15 protein-coding genes are annotated in these 16,726 nt (G+C 59.4%); 9 read left to right on the forward strand and 6 right to left on the reverse strand.

From position 1 onward, the window contains the following. The first annotated feature begins 8 nt into the window (after positions 1-8). Positions 9-1,079: an isocitrate/isopropylmalate dehydrogenase family protein gene (locus GSQ93_RS06665; protein ID WP_158934831.1), complete on the forward strand. Its 1,071-nt coding sequence runs from the start codon at positions 9-11 to the stop codon at positions 1,077-1,079. Between the two features lie 92 nt (positions 1,080-1,171). Continuing rightward, positions 1,172-2,155: an amidohydrolase gene (locus tag GSQ93_RS06670; RefSeq protein ID WP_158934832.1), complete on the forward strand. Its 984-nt coding sequence runs from the start codon at positions 1,172-1,174 to the stop codon at positions 2,153-2,155. Between the two features lie 121 nt (positions 2,156-2,276). On the opposite strand, the gene GSQ93_RS06675 is transcribed toward GSQ93_RS06670, so the two are convergent. Then, positions 2,277-3,068 carry an alpha/beta fold hydrolase gene (locus tag GSQ93_RS06675; RefSeq protein WP_158934833.1) on the reverse strand — a complete coding sequence of 264 codons (792 nt, stop codon included), beginning with the start codon at positions 3,066-3,068 and terminating at the stop codon, positions 2,277-2,279. 157 nt (positions 3,069-3,225) lie between these two features. Between GSQ93_RS06675 and GSQ93_RS06680 the strand changes: the two genes are divergently transcribed. The 7 genes from GSQ93_RS06680 (at position 3,226) to GSQ93_RS06710 (ending at position 8,751) form a co-directional block, all read left to right on the forward strand. After that, a complete protein-coding gene (locus GSQ93_RS06680; protein ID WP_158934834.1) occupies positions 3,226-4,707 on the forward strand; it encodes an HD domain-containing phosphohydrolase in 1,482 nt (493 codons plus the stop codon). Between the two features lie 303 nt (positions 4,708-5,010). Continuing rightward, positions 5,011-5,400 (forward strand): thioredoxin family protein, encoded by a 390-nt coding sequence (locus tag GSQ93_RS06685; RefSeq protein ID WP_158934835.1) that lies wholly within the window; start codon positions 5,011-5,013, stop codon positions 5,398-5,400. Next, complete coding sequence (locus tag GSQ93_RS06690; protein ID WP_158934836.1) at positions 5,400-6,128, forward strand: cytochrome c biogenesis CcdA family protein; 729 nt, start codon at positions 5,400-5,402, stop codon at positions 6,126-6,128. Before GSQ93_RS06685 ends, GSQ93_RS06690 begins: the two co-directional genes overlap by 1 nt. Before the next feature lie 199 nt (positions 6,129-6,327). Then, a complete protein-coding gene (locus tag GSQ93_RS06695; protein WP_158934837.1) occupies positions 6,328-6,606 on the forward strand; it encodes a DUF2282 domain-containing protein in 279 nt (92 codons plus the stop codon). Positions 6,607-6,626: 20 nt separating this feature from the next. Beyond that, a complete protein-coding gene (locus GSQ93_RS06700) occupies positions 6,627-7,481 on the forward strand; it encodes a DUF692 domain-containing protein (RefSeq protein ID WP_158934838.1) in 855 nt (284 codons plus the stop codon). Next, positions 7,478-8,251 carry a DNA-binding domain-containing protein gene (locus GSQ93_RS06705; RefSeq protein WP_158934839.1) on the forward strand — a complete coding sequence of 258 codons (774 nt, stop codon included), beginning with the start codon at positions 7,478-7,480 and terminating at the stop codon, positions 8,249-8,251. Before GSQ93_RS06700 ends, GSQ93_RS06705 begins: the two co-directional genes overlap by 4 nt. An 11-nt stretch (positions 8,252-8,262) precedes the next feature. Next, positions 8,263-8,751, forward strand: a complete 489-nt coding sequence (locus tag GSQ93_RS06710; protein ID WP_254073783.1) for a DoxX family protein — start codon at positions 8,263-8,265, stop codon at positions 8,749-8,751. A 144-nt stretch (positions 8,752-8,895) separates the two neighbouring features. Here the strand turns inward: GSQ93_RS06710 and GSQ93_RS06715 are convergent, their stop codons facing one another. The 5 genes from GSQ93_RS06715 to nadC form a co-directional block, all read right to left on the reverse strand. After that, the gene (locus tag GSQ93_RS06715; RefSeq protein WP_158934840.1) at positions 8,896-10,533 is read right to left on the reverse strand and encodes a methyl-accepting chemotaxis protein; all 1,638 of its coding nucleotides are present in this window, start codon (positions 10,531-10,533) and stop codon (positions 8,896-8,898) included. Between the two features lie 100 nt (positions 10,534-10,633). Next, a complete protein-coding gene (locus tag GSQ93_RS06720; RefSeq protein ID WP_158934841.1) occupies positions 10,634-11,911 on the reverse strand; it encodes an MFS transporter in 1,278 nt (425 codons plus the stop codon). A 399-nt stretch (positions 11,912-12,310) separates the two neighbouring features. Next, positions 12,311-13,672, reverse strand: coding sequence for an MFS transporter (locus GSQ93_RS06725; protein WP_158934842.1), 1,362 nt, complete (start codon positions 13,670-13,672; stop codon positions 12,311-12,313). A gap of 115 nt (positions 13,673-13,787) precedes the next feature. Continuing rightward, positions 13,788-15,593 (reverse strand): phosphonate metabolism protein/1,5-bisphosphokinase (PRPP-forming) PhnN, encoded by a 1,806-nt coding sequence (gene phnN / locus GSQ93_RS06730; protein ID WP_158934843.1) that lies wholly within the window; start codon positions 15,591-15,593, stop codon positions 13,788-13,790. Between the two features lie 7 nt (positions 15,594-15,600). Next, positions 15,601-16,437 carry a carboxylating nicotinate-nucleotide diphosphorylase gene (nadC, locus tag GSQ93_RS06735; RefSeq protein WP_158934844.1) on the reverse strand — a complete coding sequence of 279 codons (837 nt, stop codon included), beginning with the start codon at positions 16,435-16,437 and terminating at the stop codon, positions 15,601-15,603. Positions 16,438-16,726: the final 289 nt, after the last annotated feature.

Here is a 16,726-nt window from a genome sequence, read left to right on the forward strand (position 1 = left end):
AGATTCAAATGCGACTATTGGTTTTGCCGTGTGACGGCATTGGCCCGGAGATCACTGCGGCCTCGATGGCAGCGCTGCAGGCGGCCGACAAGAAATTCAGTCTCGGTCTGAGTTTCGATTACGACGAAGTGGGTTTTGTCAGTCTCGACAAGTACGGCACGACGCTTCGGGAAGAAGTGCTGGAAAAAGCCAAGACCTACGACGGCATCATTCTCGGAACGCAATCTCACGCCGACTATCCCGTTCCCGAAAAGGGCGGCCGTAATGTCTCAGCCGGCTTTCGCATCGGCCTGGACCTGTATGCGAACGTTCGACCGGCTCGCACGCGCCCATTTCTCACGTCGAACATGCGCGAAGGCAAGACCATGGATCTCGTCATCATGCGCGAGGCAACCGAAGGGTTCTATCCGGATCGAAACATGAGCAAGGGCTGGGGAGAAATGATGCCCACCCCGGACATGGCACTCTCCGTGCGCAAGATCACCCGGCACTGCAGCGAACGTATTGCGCGTCGTGCGTTCGAACTGGCGATGAAGCGCAGGAAGAAAGTCACGGCGATACATAAAGCAAACAGCTTCCACATGACGGACGGCTTGTTCCTTGAATGCGTCCGTTCAGTGGCAAAGGACTTTCCGGAAGTCCAGCTCGATGACCTCCTGGTTGATGCATCGACAGCGCATCTCGTACGGAGTCCGGAGCGATTTGACGTACTGGTTGCGACCAATTTTTACGGCGATATTATCAGCGACCTGGCAAGCGAACTCTCGGGCAGCCTGGGTCTGGCCGGCTCCATGATGGCAAGCGATACGCACTGCTGCGCCCAAGCCCAACATGGTTCTGCCCCTGACATTGCAGGCACTGACAACGCAAATCCGGTGTCGATGATCCTGTCCGTCGCAATGTTGATTCAATGGATGGGCGAGCACCACGGCAAGCCGGCTTTGGTTGAAGCCGGTAAAGCCATGGATCTTGCGGTCGACAAGGTTCTTGAAAATCCCGAGACGCGCACCCCTGATCTTGGCGGCAGGTTCGGTTGCAAGGCGTTTAGCGATGAAGTAGCGAAGATCATCGCCGGCTGAAAATCGAGCGCGGGCGCCGTGCTGATGTGCGCCCGCAAGAACAATCAAAAACAGGGCTGCCCCTTCGGGGAAGCAAGCCTAGGAGACGGGGCATGGTCAATCGCCGGCAATGGCTGGTTGCTTCCGGTGCGGCACTCGGCGCAACATCGCTAATGGGTTTTCAGAAAGTCATGGGCAAAGAACTGGGACACATGTCCCCCATCGGTTTCAAGGTGCCGCCGAATGTGGTCGATTCGCATTGCCACATCTTCGACCCAGCGAAGTTTCCTTATTCCCCCAAGCGACGATACACGCCACCGTCGGCGACGGTTGAAGACTTGAGGCGCTTCCACGCGGCAATTCATGCGCGGCGCACCGTCTGTGTACAACCGAGTGTGTATGGCACCGATAACGCATGCCTTCTGGACGCGCTCAAGCAGTTGGGCGCTGACGCGCGGGGTGTTGCCGTTATCGATAAACGGTTTTCCGGGCAGCAGATTGACGACCTGATGGGCGGGGGAGTTGTCGGCGTCCGGATCAATCTCGAGGTAGGGCGGGACCGCAATTTCGACAGCGCCATTACCCGCCTTGAAGAGACCGTGCAGACCCTGGATGGCCGCAACCTCATTATCCAGATCTATGCGGCTTTGCCGATCCTTGCCGAACTCGCCCGACGCATTCAAGTGCAGCCCCACCCGGTCGTTATCGACCACTTTGGATTGGCGAAGGGTGCAGACGGGCCTGAACAGGAGGGCATGTCTTCGCTCATTGGCCTGATGCAATCTCGAAAGGTCTTCGTGAAATTGTCAGGCCCGTATCAGATCTCGCTCCTTGGGCCCGGCTATGCCGACACAATCGCGATTGGCCGGACTCTGGTGCTCGGCGCACCCGATCAAGTCATCTGGGGTAGCGACTGGCCGCATACCGGGGGTAGCGAACGGCCCGCGAACGCGAAGCCGACGGACATCGAGGCGTTTAGAGAGGAAGACGAAGGCCGCAACTTCGCCCTGGTCAACAACTGGGCTCCGGATAAAGACCTGCGCCAAAAGCTTCTGGTCGATAACGCAACGAAGCTTTTTGGCTTTACAGCGGTATAAGGTTGAATTTTCAGCAGTTTTAGCTTCGTTTAGCTATACGAAATGGTTGTGCACCGTATGACGCAAGGCGAAGGCTCCTGGCGTGATTCTCTTAGAACTTCGCCAAGAGCCTCGCCCCGGCTTACTGCGCTGCGCGTGCCGCAGCGATAATCGCCGCAGCGACTTCTGCCGGCTTTGACAGCATCGCGACATGGCTCGCGTCAACCTTTACAACAGTCGCACCGATTTGCTGCGCCATCGCGGCCTGCAAAGCCGGGGGGATCATGCGGTCCTTTTCCGTCAATACCCACCACGACGGCTTGTTATGCCACGCGGCTTCTGACACTTTGTCGTCGCTACAGCCCGCGAACCAGGGACCTTGAGTCGCCGCCACGAGGCGGGCTTGGGCAACGGGCAGGTCCTGGGCGAAGTCGTGAATGATCGCATCGGTCGACAGTGTCAGGTATCCGGCGGAATCTTTCTGCAGCGCGGACGCCCACGGCGGCGCCGGCTTTCCCTTCAAGACGTCGTTGATCGATTGGTCCTTGTCGAGCGCAAAAGCGGCAACATAGACCAGCGCTTTCACCTTGTCGTCATTGCCGGCTTGCGTAATGACTGCGCCCGCCCAGGAATGGCCGACCAGGATGACGGGACCGTTTTGTTGGTCAATCACTCGCTTCGTAGCCGCTGCATCGTCGTCGAGCGACCTGAGCGAATTTTGCACCGCCACCACGTGCAGACCTTTCGCCTGCAGAATCGGGATAACCTTGTCCCAGCTGGATCCATCGGCGAACGCGCCGTGCACCAGCACCACATTTTTGCCCTTCAGGTCGTCGGGCGAAGACGCGGCGTTGGCTGGCGTGAATGCGCCGAGCGACAACAGGCCTCCGAGCAGCAGCGTAGCGGCCAGGCACTTTTTGAGCAGGGTGTTCATAATGTCAATCCTCTTGAAGAAATCGGGTTAGGAAGGCAGTCAGTGTGCGGATTGGAGAATGCGCTGATTGGGCGACGTCTTGTATCGGTCAAATGACCGAGCCTGCAATGATCGGGCGGGCGCTTGGACGCAAACAGCGAAAAATGAGGCGAAACTGATGCAAGACGACTCTGCTATCCGGGTGCTGGACGCCGTCAAGGCGCTCGCGTTTGTCGGCGACCTCAGCATGGGGCAGCCCACCGATCATTCGATGCGTACCGGCTGGCTTGCCGGGCGGCTCGCCGCCGACGCCGGCCACGACGACGCGCAGTGCGGTGTTGTGAAGGAGGTGTCGCTGCTGCGCTGGTCGGGCTGCACGGCGAACGCAGCGGGTTTCTCGGCGTGGCTGGGAGACGACGTCGGCAGCAGGGCGGACATGCTGGCGATGCGGCCAGGATGGGCCGGCAATGACGAATCCCCGGGACGGTTCGGTGCGGCCATTACGCCGCTGGCGCAGATTCACTGCGAAGTATCGGGCGAAGTCGCGCGCATGCTGGGGCTGGCCGGAGCAACCCAGGCGGCGTTGCGGCACATTTTCGAAAGTTGGGATGGCGGCGGTTTCCCGCATCAAATGCAGGGCGGCAACGTGCCCGATGCCGTGTTTCTCGTCGCGTTGGCCGGTGATATCGAGATTTTTAGCCGGACCTACGGGGTCGAGCAGGCAAAGGTGTTGATCACGCAGAAGGCGGGTCATCAGTACCCTCAAGAGCTTGCGCAACTGGCATTGTCCCGCGCGGCAAAGTGGCTGGACGAGCTTGAGCAGTGGAGTACGTCGGCCCATGACGAACCGCTGAACACTCAACCAATGCAGCAAACGAGCGCGCCGGAAATCATCGCTGACGTGATCGACCTGAAGCTGCCCTGGATGGCCGGCTATTCACGGCGCGTGGCGAAAGCATCGGCGGCCTGCTGCGCGCGCATGGGTCTGGGTGAGGAGGCGGAGCGCCGCGTGTATCTCGCTGGCTTGATTCACGGTATGGGACGCGCTGCAGTGCCGAATACGGTATGGAATACGCCGGGTCGTTTGCCCACGGCAGCCTGGGAGAAAGTGCGACTGGTTCCTTACTGGACCGCGCGGGCGGGCAAGCAGATCGGCGCCCTTGCTCGTGAATCGGAGATTGCGTCGCTTGCCTATGAGCGGTTGGACGGTTCGGGCTATTTCCGTGGCGCAGAAGGCGGGGGCATTGCTCGTGAAGGGCAGGTGCTCGCTGCAGCCGCTGCCTGGGTCGCGTTGCGCTCGAAGCGTCCCTGGCGTGAGGCGTTTCCCCCCGAAGAGGCTGCCACACTGCTTCGCGAGCAGGCGTCGGCAGGGCGATTTAATGCCGATGCTGTCAGTGCGCTAACCTCGAATGAATGTGACGCGTATGACGGGGGCGTGGTTGGCAATAAACCCCGCTCGGCCCAGGCAACGCTGCTGTCGCCTCGGGAATCGGAGGTGCTCCGTCACATCAGTCTGGGCGCGAGTAACAAGGAGGTCGCAAAGGTGCTGGCGCTGAGTCCCAGCACGGTACGCACGCACGTCGAGAGCGTGTTTCGTAAGCTCGACTGCTCGACGCGTGCAGCGGCCACTTTGAAGGCGTCGACGCTTAATTTGATTTGATGTCGAGGTTCATTCGATCGTGCTGGCATCGGTGCTGGTCAACGAGTATGGAAGCAGCGCTCTTTGCCGACCGAAGCTCTTCATTGGACACACGCAGCATCGCGCAGTTTTCCCGCAAAAGGATAGGGTCTCGGTATCACGTCCAGCGGATCATGTACTCGCTACCGGCACCTTGCCGGGTTGCGCTCGCTTTCAGCGTGAAAGAGTAAGCGCCAATTATTTTCTGACACGCTGTAACCATCCTCGTCTTAGCGACGAATTTCCCTTTGCAGGCTTTACTGACAAACTAAACGGGCGGATGACATGACGAAAACGATCATTGGACGAGCGGTGCTGGGATCCCTGTTCCTGACGCTCGCAAGCATCGCCTTCGCGGGTGAGGCGCCTTACAACAAGACGCAATTCGACCAGCAGGTTGCCACAGGCAAGCCAACGGTTGTCTATCTGCACGCGACGTGGTGCCCGACCTGCAAGATTCAGCAGCCAATAGTCGACCAGCTGTCATCAGATGCTGAATTCAAATCACTGACTGTCTTCGAGGCGGATTACGACACGGAAACCGCGTTGAAGAAGAGCCTGAAGATCACCCAGCAGTCGACCTTCGTCGTGTTCAAGGGGGGCCACGAGGTCGCGCGTTCCACCGGCCAAACCACCGAGCCCGCGATCCGCAAGACGTTCGAATCGGCCCTTTGATGGACTTCGGGGCGGGCACCTACGTGTTGGGATTCGTGGCTGGGGCCGCATCGGTGATGTCGCCATGCGTGCTGCCGCTGATCCCGATTCTCATCGCGTCTGCAGTGTCAAAACATCGCTTCGGCACGCTTGCTTTAGCGGCTGGCCTGAGTTTGTCGTTCGCAGCCGTTGGCACGGTGCTCGCCAACCTTGGCGCGAATGCCGGGCTCGACCCCGAGCTCTTTCGCCGCGTGGCGGCCGCGCTGATGGTGGTGTTCGGGATTGTCATGTTGTCCCGCCGTATGTCAGCCGTGTTTGCCATGCTGGGTTCACGGGTGGGCAACGTAGGGCAGGGTGCGCTGAGTTCCTTGAGCGGTGACGGTCTTGCGTCGCAGTTTGGAATTGGACTGGTGCTCGGTCTGGTGTGGAGCCCATGCGTAGGACCGACGCTAGGTGCGGCCACGACGCTCGCCGCGCAAGGCACCCACCTGGGGCAGATCGCGTTGCTCATGATGGTATTTGGCTTGGGAGCAGGTACTCCGCTGATGGTGCTCGGTGGTGTGTCGCGCGCTTCGCTGCTTCGGTCTCGCGGGATGCTTGCATCGCTGGGAAGGGTATCGAAGACTGCGCTCGGCACGCTGTTTGTTGTGTTGGGCGTCGTGATTCTCTTTGGGTATGACCGGAATATAGAGTCGGCGCTGCTGTCAGTTTCGCCGATGTGGTTGACTCGGCTGACGACATCGATATAACTCCTCGTTGTGGTAATGGAATGAGAGTTTCCGATTATATAAAGTAATTCGATATCCTAATGATAGTAAACCATTTAAAAATTTATGTTCGCTGTTGTAACCCGTTGGTCCCTGCTGTCGAATTACTTGATGAATCGATGATCACCATCGATTCACACAGGCAACCCGCCTGATCTCACCACCACTCTGGAGATTCCAAATGAACATGCTCAAACTCGGTACCGCTGCTGTCCTGCTCGCTTCGTTCGCTTCGGGCGCGGCCATCGCTCAGACCCCTGCCACCGCTGGCGCAGTCGAAAAATGTTACGGCGTGTCCATGGCCGGTCACAACGATTGCAAGGCGGGCGCAGGCACCACGTGTGCGGGCACAGCGAAAATGGATTTTCAAGGCAACTCCTGGAAGAACGTGCCCGCCGGCACCTGCACGACGATCAAGACGCCCCACGGAACCGGTTCGCTCACCCCGATGGAATCGTAATCGCGAGGCGCCGGCTGATCATGACCAGATTCCCTTCATCAGCGTCCACCATGGGCGGCGGACTCGGGCTTAAACCCGTCCATTTCGACGCGGCACGCGATTGCACCGAAGCGGGTCTCTGGTACGAGGTTCATCCCGAGAACTACATGGTTGCCGGCGGTCCTCGCATGGCCTGGCTCGAAGCCATCAGGGCATGTCATCCCATTTCGCTGCACGGCGTGTCGCTTTCGCTTGCGGCGGATTGCGTACCCGATTACGAGCATTTGAAACGCTTGAAGGGGCTTGCCGATCGCATCGAACCGGCACTGGTTTCGGAGCACCTTGCCTGGTCGACATGGCGTGGGCAGTACCACCCCGACCTCTTGCCCTTCCCGCGCACGAACGAAGCGCTGGAAAGAATCAGCGACAACATCGCGCGGACACAGGACGCGCTCGGGCGCCGGATCGCGGTCGAAAATCCGACCCACTATGCAGTGATCGAAGGACACGAATGGAGCGAGCTCGACTTTCTCGGTGAACTTAGCCGCAGGACCGGATGCGGACTGCTGCTCGATGTGAACAACGTTTATATCAGCGCGTTCAATCTTGGCTTCGATGCCGCGGACTACCTGGAGCGATTCCCCGGCGACGCGGTGATGGAGATTCATCTCGCCGGTCACAGCGCCGACGCCGACCCTTCCAGCACCTTGCTGATCGATTCTCACGCCGCGCCCGTCGCAGACCCTGTGTGGTCGCTTTACGAGCGGGTCGTCGACCGGATTGGCGTGCGACCAACGCTGATTGAACGCGACGACGAGATACCCGGCTTCAAGATGCTGCTCGAAGAACGGGCGAAGGCGCAAGCGTTGCTCGATACCGTCCGGGTGCCGGCATGACCGGCGCGCTCGGCAGGTTCCAGGACGGCTTCATCCTCGCGGTTCATGGCGGCGAGGTCACTGACGGTCCGGTTGCCGCGCTGGTCCGGCAACCCGGGTTCGCGGTGTATCGGAACACGATCGTGAAGGGGTGTATCGATGCGCTGCAGGCAAACTTTCCGTGCATCGAGCGGCTGGTTGGCACCGAATGGTTTCGCGCGGCGGCGACGGTCTACGTCGACCGGTCTCCGCCGGTTGATTCGCGCCTGCTCGGATATGGCCATGATTTTGCGGACTTCATTGATAGTTTCGAGCCCGCGAAAGAACTGCCCTATCTGGCGAACGTGGCACGTCTGGACCGCTTCTGGACCGAAGCACACATTGCTGCCGATGAACCTTTGCTCGACGCGGCGCTGATCGCCAGTCTGCCTGCGCACGAGCTTGAGAACATTGTCCTTAAACCTCAGGCCGCGGCGCGCTGGGTCTGGTTCCCTGATCAGCCTGCCTACACGATCTGGCGCGTCAATCGGGAGCAAGCAATGATGCCCGACAAACTCGCCTGGACCGGCGAGGGCACTTTGCTCGTGCGAGTCGATGGCGTTGTCCGATGGCAAGCGCTCGATGCCGGCGCATGCGTATTCCTGGATGCCTGCGCGCGAGGCGTGTCGCTTGAGGACGCCGTGACGTGCGCACTCGATGTATATCCCGGCACCGACGTAGGACCGATGCTTGCCGGGCTGCTATCAGCCGGCGCGTTTTCCGCGGAAAGCGCTACCCACTCACTCATTTGATGGAGAACGAAATGGAAATGGAACGGCTGGACACATCCCGCTTAGAACCCGAGTCGTTGTTCGGCCGCTTGCGCCAACGCTGGAATGCGGTCGCCGATCTGGCGTCGAGAGTCATCGGTCATTCGTTTCTCGCGTTGGTGGCGAGATTTTCCATCGCGGCGATCTTCTTCATGTCTGGCCGCACGAAGGTGTCCGGCATCCTGACGATCACGCCGGGCACTTACACGCTGTTTCGCGACGAGTACAAGATCCCTGTGATTCCGCCCGAGATCGCGGCTCATATCTCGGCCTACTCGGAACACTTCTTTCCGATTCTGCTCGTGCTGGGCCTTTGCACCCGTCTTTCGGCGCTCGCATTGCTTGGCATGACGACGGTGATCGAAGTGTTTGTTTATCCGGACGCGTGGCCTACCCATTTGTCGTGGGCCGGGCTGATGCTTTACCTGATCGCTCGCGGTGCCGGCACCTTTTCTCTCGATAACAAGCTGGGCATTAAATAACCGCTTGATGCATGGACATACGCTTGTTATTCCCGGCGGTATTTGTCACAGGCGCACAAAAGCGGGGATAGGTATATTTCTTCAGTGCGGGACATCGGCATGAGTTGCCCAACGCCCGCACGCCTGCTCACAACAAATGACGTGTCAGGAGTGCGCCAAGGTGTGCACCGCATGCTCCCGTTCAACGCCACGCCCGCGCACATCGGATGCATTTGACGCCCGGGATGCTTCCGTGCGGAACACCGCCACCGCTGCCGTAAGCCGACGTGACTGATCTTCCAGCGAGCCGGCTGCTGCGGCTGCCTGCTCGACGAGCGCGGCGTTCTGTTGCGTCACCTCGTCCATCTGCGCAACCGCTACGTTAACCTGATCGATGCCCGAGCTCTGTTCAATCGCCGCCGCAGCAATCTCGCTCATGATCGCGCTGACGCGGGCAATCGCCTTGACGATCTCCGTCATGGTCGACCCAGAGCGTTCGACCAGTTGCGCACCCGACTGAACCCGCTCCGTCGATTCTCCGATCATGCCCTTGATCTCTTTGGCGGCCGCGGCGCTGCGCTGCGCGAGCGAACGTACTTCGCTCGCGACCACGGCAAAACCACGCCCTTGCTCGCCTGCTCGTGCTGCTTCGACCGCCGCATTGAGCGCGAGAATATTCGTCTGGAACGCAATGCCTTCGATAACTCCAACGATATCCGCCATGCGGTGCGAGTCATCGACAATCTGACGGATCGTGCCGACCACCTGCTGGGTCAACTCTCCGCCTTCGGCGGCGAGGCTCGACGCGCCTTGTGCAAGCGAGCTGGCCTGCTTGGCGTTCTCGGCGGTCATCTTGACCGTGGAGTTCAGTTCCTCGATGCTCGCAGCGGTCTCTTCCAGCGACGCCGCCTGTTCCTCGGTGCGTTGCGACAGATCCGTGTTGCCCGATGCAATTTCACGCACACCCGTGTCGATCGATTCCGTTCCCGCACGGACGGTGTTCACCGTGGCGATCAGCGAGTCCTGCATCTTGCGCAGCGCGTTCGCGAGCTTGCCCATTTCGTTGTCGCTCGTTATGACGATGCGGCCGGTGAGGTCACCACTCGCAATACGCTCGAACTGTGCGATGGTGGCATCGACCGGGTGAACGATCGCACGCACCAGCACGACGCGTCCCAGCCACGAGAACAGCAGCGCCAGCACCATGCCCACCGCGACGGCGATACTGATGGCATAGAAGCGATCGTGCGCGTCCTGATAGCGTTGTGCGCCGTGATTGATCTGCAACTGCTCAAGCGTGAGCATCGCCTTTTCGTACGCGTTATAGAGTGACGGGAGCTGGTGAGCCTGCAATTGCTGGAACGCGGTTTTATCGCCGGCCTTGAGCGCGGCCATTGCCGGTTCGATCCCGTTATGCAGGAACGTTGCACGCTTGTCCTGCATGTCCTTGATGAGACGCTGCTCGTCGTCGTCCGTCCCCGCGTTCCTCAGGTAATGCCCAAGCCGGTCGTTCGATACCTTCTGATATTGATCGAAGCGTTTGAGCACCGCTGCGGCACCGTCCTGATCGTTGAGCTCGACAAGCGATGCGTAGGTCGCGAGCGCCAGGCGCAAACGCAGCAACTGTCCGGCGCTGCCCTCCAGATCGGCGACGGCGGGTGTATCGACCGTGTACATCTGCTGTAGCGACGCATTGCTCGCGCGTAGCGACAGCAATCCGGCCGCGGCGCCAAGCAGCAGCACCACGCCGAAGAAGGCAATCATCGCGCTCAAACAGGCGCGAATCGACAGGTTTCTCAGCATTTCTTCTTCCTTTTTTTATCGCGCCGATCGGCAAGCTCATCGCTATGCCACGCGCGGATCCGTCGTGTTGTTCCAAGGCCGGTTGATTCAGGCGAATTCGTTAGGCATACTCGGTAGCGGGCGCTTCGCTCCTCGCTTCACCCGGTAACTGCTGATCCGGCCGCATCACGAAAGCGAGCAGCGTGCCGCTCAGCATCAGCGCCATCGAGACGATGAACGGGAGATTCCAGTTGCCGGTGTGATCGATGATCCAGCCGCCGACCACCGGGCTGACAATTGCCGCGCCCGCGGACCCCATGTTCATGATGCCGCTCGCGGTGCCTGCGTATTGAGGGGCAATGTCCATGGGTACGGCCCACATCGGCCCGATCGTCATCTCGTTGAAGAAGAAGCCCACTGACAGCGCGAGTGCGGCCAGCGGCACCGACAGTGAATGGATCAGCATGATCGGCGCAAGCGCCAGCAGTGCGAGGAACATGCACGTTGAAACCATGACGTTGCGCGCGAGTCGCAGATTGCCCGTTCGACGCATGATGAAATCAGTCAGCTCGCCGCCAAGCCAGTCGCCCAGCACGCCAGTCAGGAACACGCCTGACGCGAACAGCGCTGACTTACCCAGTTGCATGTGCTGATGCTGGAAATACTGCGGCACCCAGCCGAGAAAGAGCCACAGGACCCAGCCGTAGCAGAAGTACACCGCAGTGACGGGCAACATGCGTCGAAGCAGGGCGCGCCAAGGGACGCGTCCGCTTATCCTCGCCGCGTTGTAGGCAGGCAACCGGTCAGCTTCAACAGAAGTGATCGAGCGATGTTCGCGCGGGTTGTCGCGGAAATACCAGACCCAGATGAGCGCCCACAGCACGCTCACAATGCCGGTAATGACAAACGCCCCGCGCCAGTTCGTCGTGAGCATGAGCCACGTCACCAACGGCGGCGCGGCCGCATTGCCGACGCGCGAGGCAGCATGGGTGATGCCTTGTGCAAAGCCGCGGCGCTCGGGCGTGGTCCAGTTCGACATGGCGCGGGTGGCGGCCGGGAAGGTCGCGCCTTCACCGAGACCCAGCAACAGGCGGGCAAACACCAGCGAGACGAGACCACCGGCCAGCCCGGTTAGTACGGTCGCCCCGGCCCAGACGAACGCGCAGATCGTCAACGTCCGGCGCGGACCAAAGCGATCCGCAAGCCAGCCGCCGAAGATCTGAATGACGAGATACGGATACGCAAAGGCCGAAAAAACAAAGCCTATCTGCGTATGCGAGAGGTCGAATTCCTTGCCAAACTGCGCGGCCGCGGTGCTGACGTTGACGCGGTCTATGTACGTAATGCAGTACATGACGCATAGGAGGATAAGCACCTTCGTGGTAACGCGCCGAAACATGGTGTAAGTCCCCACAACGTGTAGTCACATGGTTCGCTGTGTCTGCCGACGGCATCATTGATGCCTGATTCCGAACGGGCAGATCACCTGATTCACGTCGCGCTCACGCTTATCCTGCTCGGGCGCCGATCCTTGGGTGGTGGGGATGAGGGTGGCCGCGACAATGTCTTAAGTACATTCCTCATACAATATCGACAGCCATCGGTGAAACTTGAGCAAAAAAATTTCACTGAAATGGGAGGGCCGCCAGAATTCAGACGGGGATGAGCGTTTGAGACGCGGAGGGACCAGCGGGGGGACGTCGAGACGTGATGGACTTATGCTGCGGCGGGGGGGAGGAAATGGCAAATCAATTGCCCCCGGGGAGCGGCTGACCGACAACCCGGGGGGCGACAAACATCAAGGACGTGCTTCATCCGAAGTCAAATCGCTGGTCAAGTCGCTGTTGCTAGCCACCTGCTGAACGCGTTCTTTAGACGGGGCCGCAACCGGAGCCGGCGGGGTGTCAAACAGCGGCTTCTCAGGATGCACAAACAACCAAAGGACTGTGCCTAAGGCGGCCGCCAGTGCGATGACTACCAGGGCGCTTCCCCAGTTACCGGTGAGTTTCACCATGAAAGCAACGGTAACGGGTCCCGCGACGTTCGATGCGGCTCCCCACAGATTGGTCCAGCCAGACATCACGCCGGTAAAATCTCGCGCAAGGTCTTGCGCTGCCGACCAGACGACGACTTGCACAAAACCCACCGCCGCGAAAGACAGGCACAGGAAACCAATGACGGCGGCAATATTGACGGCCCATGAAGCCAGGCAGAGGGCGATAGCGCTAACCAAAAATCCCACCATGGCGACCGGAGCGCGAGCGGCCCAGACCGATTGCGTGCGCTTCAGTATTTTGTCGCATACGATCCCGGCCACGAACACTGCCACGAACACGGCGATCCATGGAAGTGATGCCGCGAACCCCATCGACTTGAGAGAGAGTCCACGAGCGCGCATGAGATAGGTCGGCAGCCAGGTCGTGTAGAAACTCTGGATCAGGACCAACAGAAAGTACTGGATACCGAAAAGCCAGAATCGCGGGTGCCGGAGACACCTCAGAAACACCCCTTTGGCGACCGCCTCCGGTTCCGATTGTCCTGCCGCGATATACGTCGCCTCCTCGGTGGTAATCAGAGGATGCCGCGCAGGCACATCGCGATAACCGAACCACCAGGCGATTCCCAATACGAGGCCAATTGCGCCGAACACATAGAAGACGGAGTGCCAGCCGAACTGCAGAATCATCCAGGCAGTAAGAGGCGCGGAAATGATAGGTCCGAGATAGAGCCCGCCCAGGAGAAAAGAGTTTCCCTTCGCGCGTTCACTCTTGGGGAACCAGCGTTTCACTGCGAGCACGCCGCTCGACCAGTCGGCGGATTGCGCCCCTCCCAGCAGGGCGCGGCAGCCCACTAGCCAATTAAAACCTACGCCAAGCGGCGTTACTATCATCATCAAGGACCAAAGGGCGCTCGTTCCAAACAGGACCTTCCTCGACCCATGACGCTCCGCCAGTCTGCCGGCCGGGACCTGTCCTAATGCGTAGGTCCAGAAGTAGATAGTCAGGATCACTGACATCTCGACAAGCGATAGACCTAGCTCCTTCTGGATCGTAGGTGCAGCGATCGTCATTGCAGCGCGATCCAGCGTCATGACGAAGGTGATGGGGGCGATCAGCAACGAAACGATCCCCCACCGCAAATTGCCGATTCTTTTTGGCATTCTCACTGCTCCAAAGATAATTAACGACACGCTTTTATGGAATCACTGCTACCAGTTCGGTCCTGCCAATCGCTTTCGGATCTTTACGCTTCTCATGCTCCCGGCTGCTCATACCTCAAGCGGAGGGGAGGGACGCGCTATTCAAGCTTTCAATGCAGATGTCATGCGTACGCGTTGTACGCGCCAACAAAGCCGCTGCCGAGACAAGCCCTTCGTCAGCGCCGTGGATATGAAACAGTCCGTCCCCGGGCTCGACATACTGACCCACTGTGGCGAGAAGATCGACGCCTGCACCCAGGTCCGTCGGAGCGCCGGCCTTTCGCGCAATTCCCGCGATGGCCCAACCGTCGATGGCGGAGACGACGCCGCCCTGTTGCGCCACAACCGTCTGTACAAACTCGCCGACGGAAACCGGCGGTACTCGCCGGCCCTGGCTATCGACAATGTGGTCGAATGCTATTCGGGCTCGACCCGAAGAAAGCAGCGATTCCGCAATCTGCCGGCCCTTGGCAATGGTTCCTACGGCCGGTGCCCAGGCAAGAATCTCTGCCGCGAAACGGAGCGCTTTTTCGCGCAGGTCTGCGGGTGCATCGGGGGCGTTATCCAGCACCAGCCCGACGTCTCGTACCTCGAGTGCGGGTCCGATGCCCCGCCCGATCGGGCTGCTGCCATCGGTGACCATGGCCTTTACGTGCAACCCCAGACCCGTTGCGACAGATTCGAAAAGCTCACCCAACGTGCGCGCTTCGAGTTCGTCCTTTAGCTTGGCGTGCGGGCCGTAAGGAAGATCGATGATCACGTGGGTAGATCCTGCCGACCACTTCTTGGACAGAATCGATGCAACGGACCAGCGGTTTGAATCCAGGCCCAACGGTCTGGTAAATGCGTTGATCCGATCGTCGATCAACGAGTGATTCAACCGTCCGTTCCACGCAATACAAGCGCGTGCTTCACTCACGCAACGACGTACCTCGGCGCTGGTGAGATCGACACGTGCAACCGTTTCCATTGCATCGGCAGTACCTGCGGCAGAGGTGATTGCTCTCGATGACGTCTTTGGCATTGCAATCCCGAACGCCGCCACAATAGGTACGACGATCAGGGTGATCCGGCTACCCGGGACGCCGCCCATTGAGTGCTTGTCAACGAGTATTGGCTCGTCCCATTCGATCCGCGGCGACAGCTTGCAACGCACCTTTGCCAATGCGAGCACTTCGGCGTCAGACAGGTTTTGCGACGCGTGCAAAAGGAACGCGTTGATATCCCGATCCGAATAACGCAGGGCGAGAAGGTCGTCGAACACCGCGCTATATTGCGCTTCGCTCAGTGCTTCACCGGCAATCTTCGCCTTCAATGCACGCGTGCTCGGCGGAGCAGGTTGCGTGGCGCGTTTAAGCGCGGCGACGAAACGTTCTATGCCCTGCTTAAGTGCCGTGTCGTTCATGACCTTCAGGACCTCAACGTCGGCAGAGGTCGGTTCGACCTGACGCGTCACGCGTTTTACAACCTCGTCGTGGGTTTCCCTGCCTCGTGCCAGGATTCTTGCAGCGAGCACGGAAGCGGGCGCGCTCACTTCGATTACCACTAGCCGCGGCACGCGAGTTGAAAGCACATCGATCATTGCCCGCGACCCGTTCGCGATGACGTGATGCCCCCGCGAAAGCACGTCGATGAGATCACGACGCAAACCGTATCTTAGTCCGTGTGCCGACCAGGTAATAAGGAATTCTCCTTGGCAGTCGAGACGCGCGAACTCGGTTTCATTAAGCGCTTCGTGATCTTCGCCCGGCGAGCCCTGAGGCCGTGTGACTACCCGACGCGCAAAGACGAAATCACCGAGAACTTCACGCGCGCCGTCAATAAGCGAGTCTTTGCCGGCGCCGCTCGGGCCGACCACAAAAAAGAAGATTCCGTCGGACATGAGCTTATTACTCCGCCTCGTCCAGACCGATGTCAACGCACACCGAAGCCTGGTTTATCTTGCTCGTAGAGATATAGTCAACGCCCGTTTTGGAGATTTCCCCGATCGTTGCAAGGCTGATGCCGCCCGACGCTTCAAGTTTCGTGCGTCCGTTGACCAGCTTCACGGCCTTCGTCATTTCCTCGACGGACATGTTGTCTAGCATGATGACGTCAACGCCGGCTTCCAGCGCCTCCTCAACCTGCTCGATGCGATCGCATTCCACTTCGAGCTTCGTCAATACCGGCAACTGGCGGCGCGCACGTTGCACAGCCTTCATGATTCCACCGCAAACCGCAATGTGATTGTCTTTAATCATCACGCCGTTATCCAGTCCAAGGCGGTGATTCAAGCCCCCACCGCAGGTTACCGCATGCTTCTCCAGCATGCGGAGACCCGGTGTGGTCTTGCGCGTGTCAATCAATCGTGCGCGCGTTCCTGCGACTGCCTTGACATACTCCGCAGTGAGGTTGGCAATGCCCGACATGCGCTGCAAGATATTAAGCGCCGTTCGCTCGGCGGTCAGTACGCTTCGCGCATTTCCCCGTACGTCAAGCAGCACGGCTCCTTTCTTTACGTGGTCACCGTCCTTGACGCGTACGACTACGTCGAGCGTTGGGTCGTAGCGCTTGAACACCCGGGCTGCGACGTCGATACCCGCCACGATCAGGTCCTCGCGGGCATTCATGAAGAATGCTCCCGTTTCGTTCGCTTCAATCATGACCTGGGCGGTGAGGTCACAGTACCCGATGTCCTCGGTCAACCACGTGTCAATCAGGCGATCCGTTTGAAATACGTCGTACATGTCAGTCTCCAAGTGTGTGAAAAAAACATTTGTTTCGTGATCGACAAGGGCAACAGAAAAAGTGCCTCTAAAGTCGAGATTACAATGTGTTGGACTACGAAATAGATGGAATTTAGAACGCAATTACGAGAGTGCGTAAGGCGACTTAGCGGATTTGATGCAACTGTGATCTCCGCCTACGATTGCGGCGTCCACGCTCAAAGTCTGGGTCTGGTCGGAACACTAGGCCGATTGAAAAGACAGCGGCGACTGTGACGAGCTCAAAGCTCGCCTGATCCGGTGCCGGGTT

The organism is Burkholderia sp. S171, from assembly GCF_009766085.1.
In the GTDB taxonomy this organism is placed as follows: Bacteria; Pseudomonadota; Gammaproteobacteria; order Burkholderiales; family Burkholderiaceae; genus Caballeronia.

Bases quoted from the DNA above. Each gene is read 5' to 3' on its own strand.
- GSQ93_RS06680 (WP_158934834.1), top strand. From the start codon at position 3,226: ATGCAAGACGACTCTGCTATCCGGGTGCTGGACGCCGTCAAGGCGCTC.
- GSQ93_RS06685 (WP_158934835.1), top strand. From the start codon at position 5,011: ATGACGAAAACGATCATTGGACGAGCGGTGCTGGGATCCCTGTTCCTG.
- nadC (WP_158934844.1), bottom strand. From the start codon at position 16,437: ATGTACGACGTATTTCAAACGGATCGCCTGATTGACACGTGGTTGACC.
- phnN (WP_158934843.1), bottom strand. From the start codon at position 15,593: ATGTCCGACGGAATCTTCTTTTTTGTGGTCGGCCCGAGCGGCGCCGGC.
- GSQ93_RS06665 (WP_158934831.1), top strand. From the start codon at position 9: ATGCGACTATTGGTTTTGCCGTGTGACGGCATTGGCCCGGAGATCACT.
- GSQ93_RS06700 (WP_158934838.1), top strand. From the start codon at position 6,627: ATGACCAGATTCCCTTCATCAGCGTCCACCATGGGCGGCGGACTCGGG.
- GSQ93_RS06695 (WP_158934837.1), top strand. From the start codon at position 6,328: ATGAACATGCTCAAACTCGGTACCGCTGCTGTCCTGCTCGCTTCGTTC.
- GSQ93_RS06675 (WP_158934833.1), bottom strand. From the start codon at position 3,068: ATGAACACCCTGCTCAAAAAGTGCCTGGCCGCTACGCTGCTGCTCGGA.
- GSQ93_RS06690 (WP_158934836.1), top strand. From the start codon at position 5,400: ATGGACTTCGGGGCGGGCACCTACGTGTTGGGATTCGTGGCTGGGGCC.
- GSQ93_RS06715 (WP_158934840.1), bottom strand. From the start codon at position 10,533: ATGCTGAGAAACCTGTCGATTCGCGCCTGTTTGAGCGCGATGATTGCC.
- GSQ93_RS06725 (WP_158934842.1), bottom strand. From the start codon at position 13,672: ATGCCAAAAAGAATCGGCAATTTGCGGTGGGGGATCGTTTCGTTGCTG.
- GSQ93_RS06670 (WP_158934832.1), top strand. From the start codon at position 1,172: ATGGTCAATCGCCGGCAATGGCTGGTTGCTTCCGGTGCGGCACTCGGC.
- GSQ93_RS06705 (WP_158934839.1), top strand. From the start codon at position 7,478: ATGACCGGCGCGCTCGGCAGGTTCCAGGACGGCTTCATCCTCGCGGTT.
- GSQ93_RS06720 (WP_158934841.1), bottom strand. From the start codon at position 11,911: ATGTTTCGGCGCGTTACCACGAAGGTGCTTATCCTCCTATGCGTCATG.
- GSQ93_RS06710 (WP_254073783.1), top strand. From the start codon at position 8,263: ATGGAAATGGAACGGCTGGACACATCCCGCTTAGAACCCGAGTCGTTG.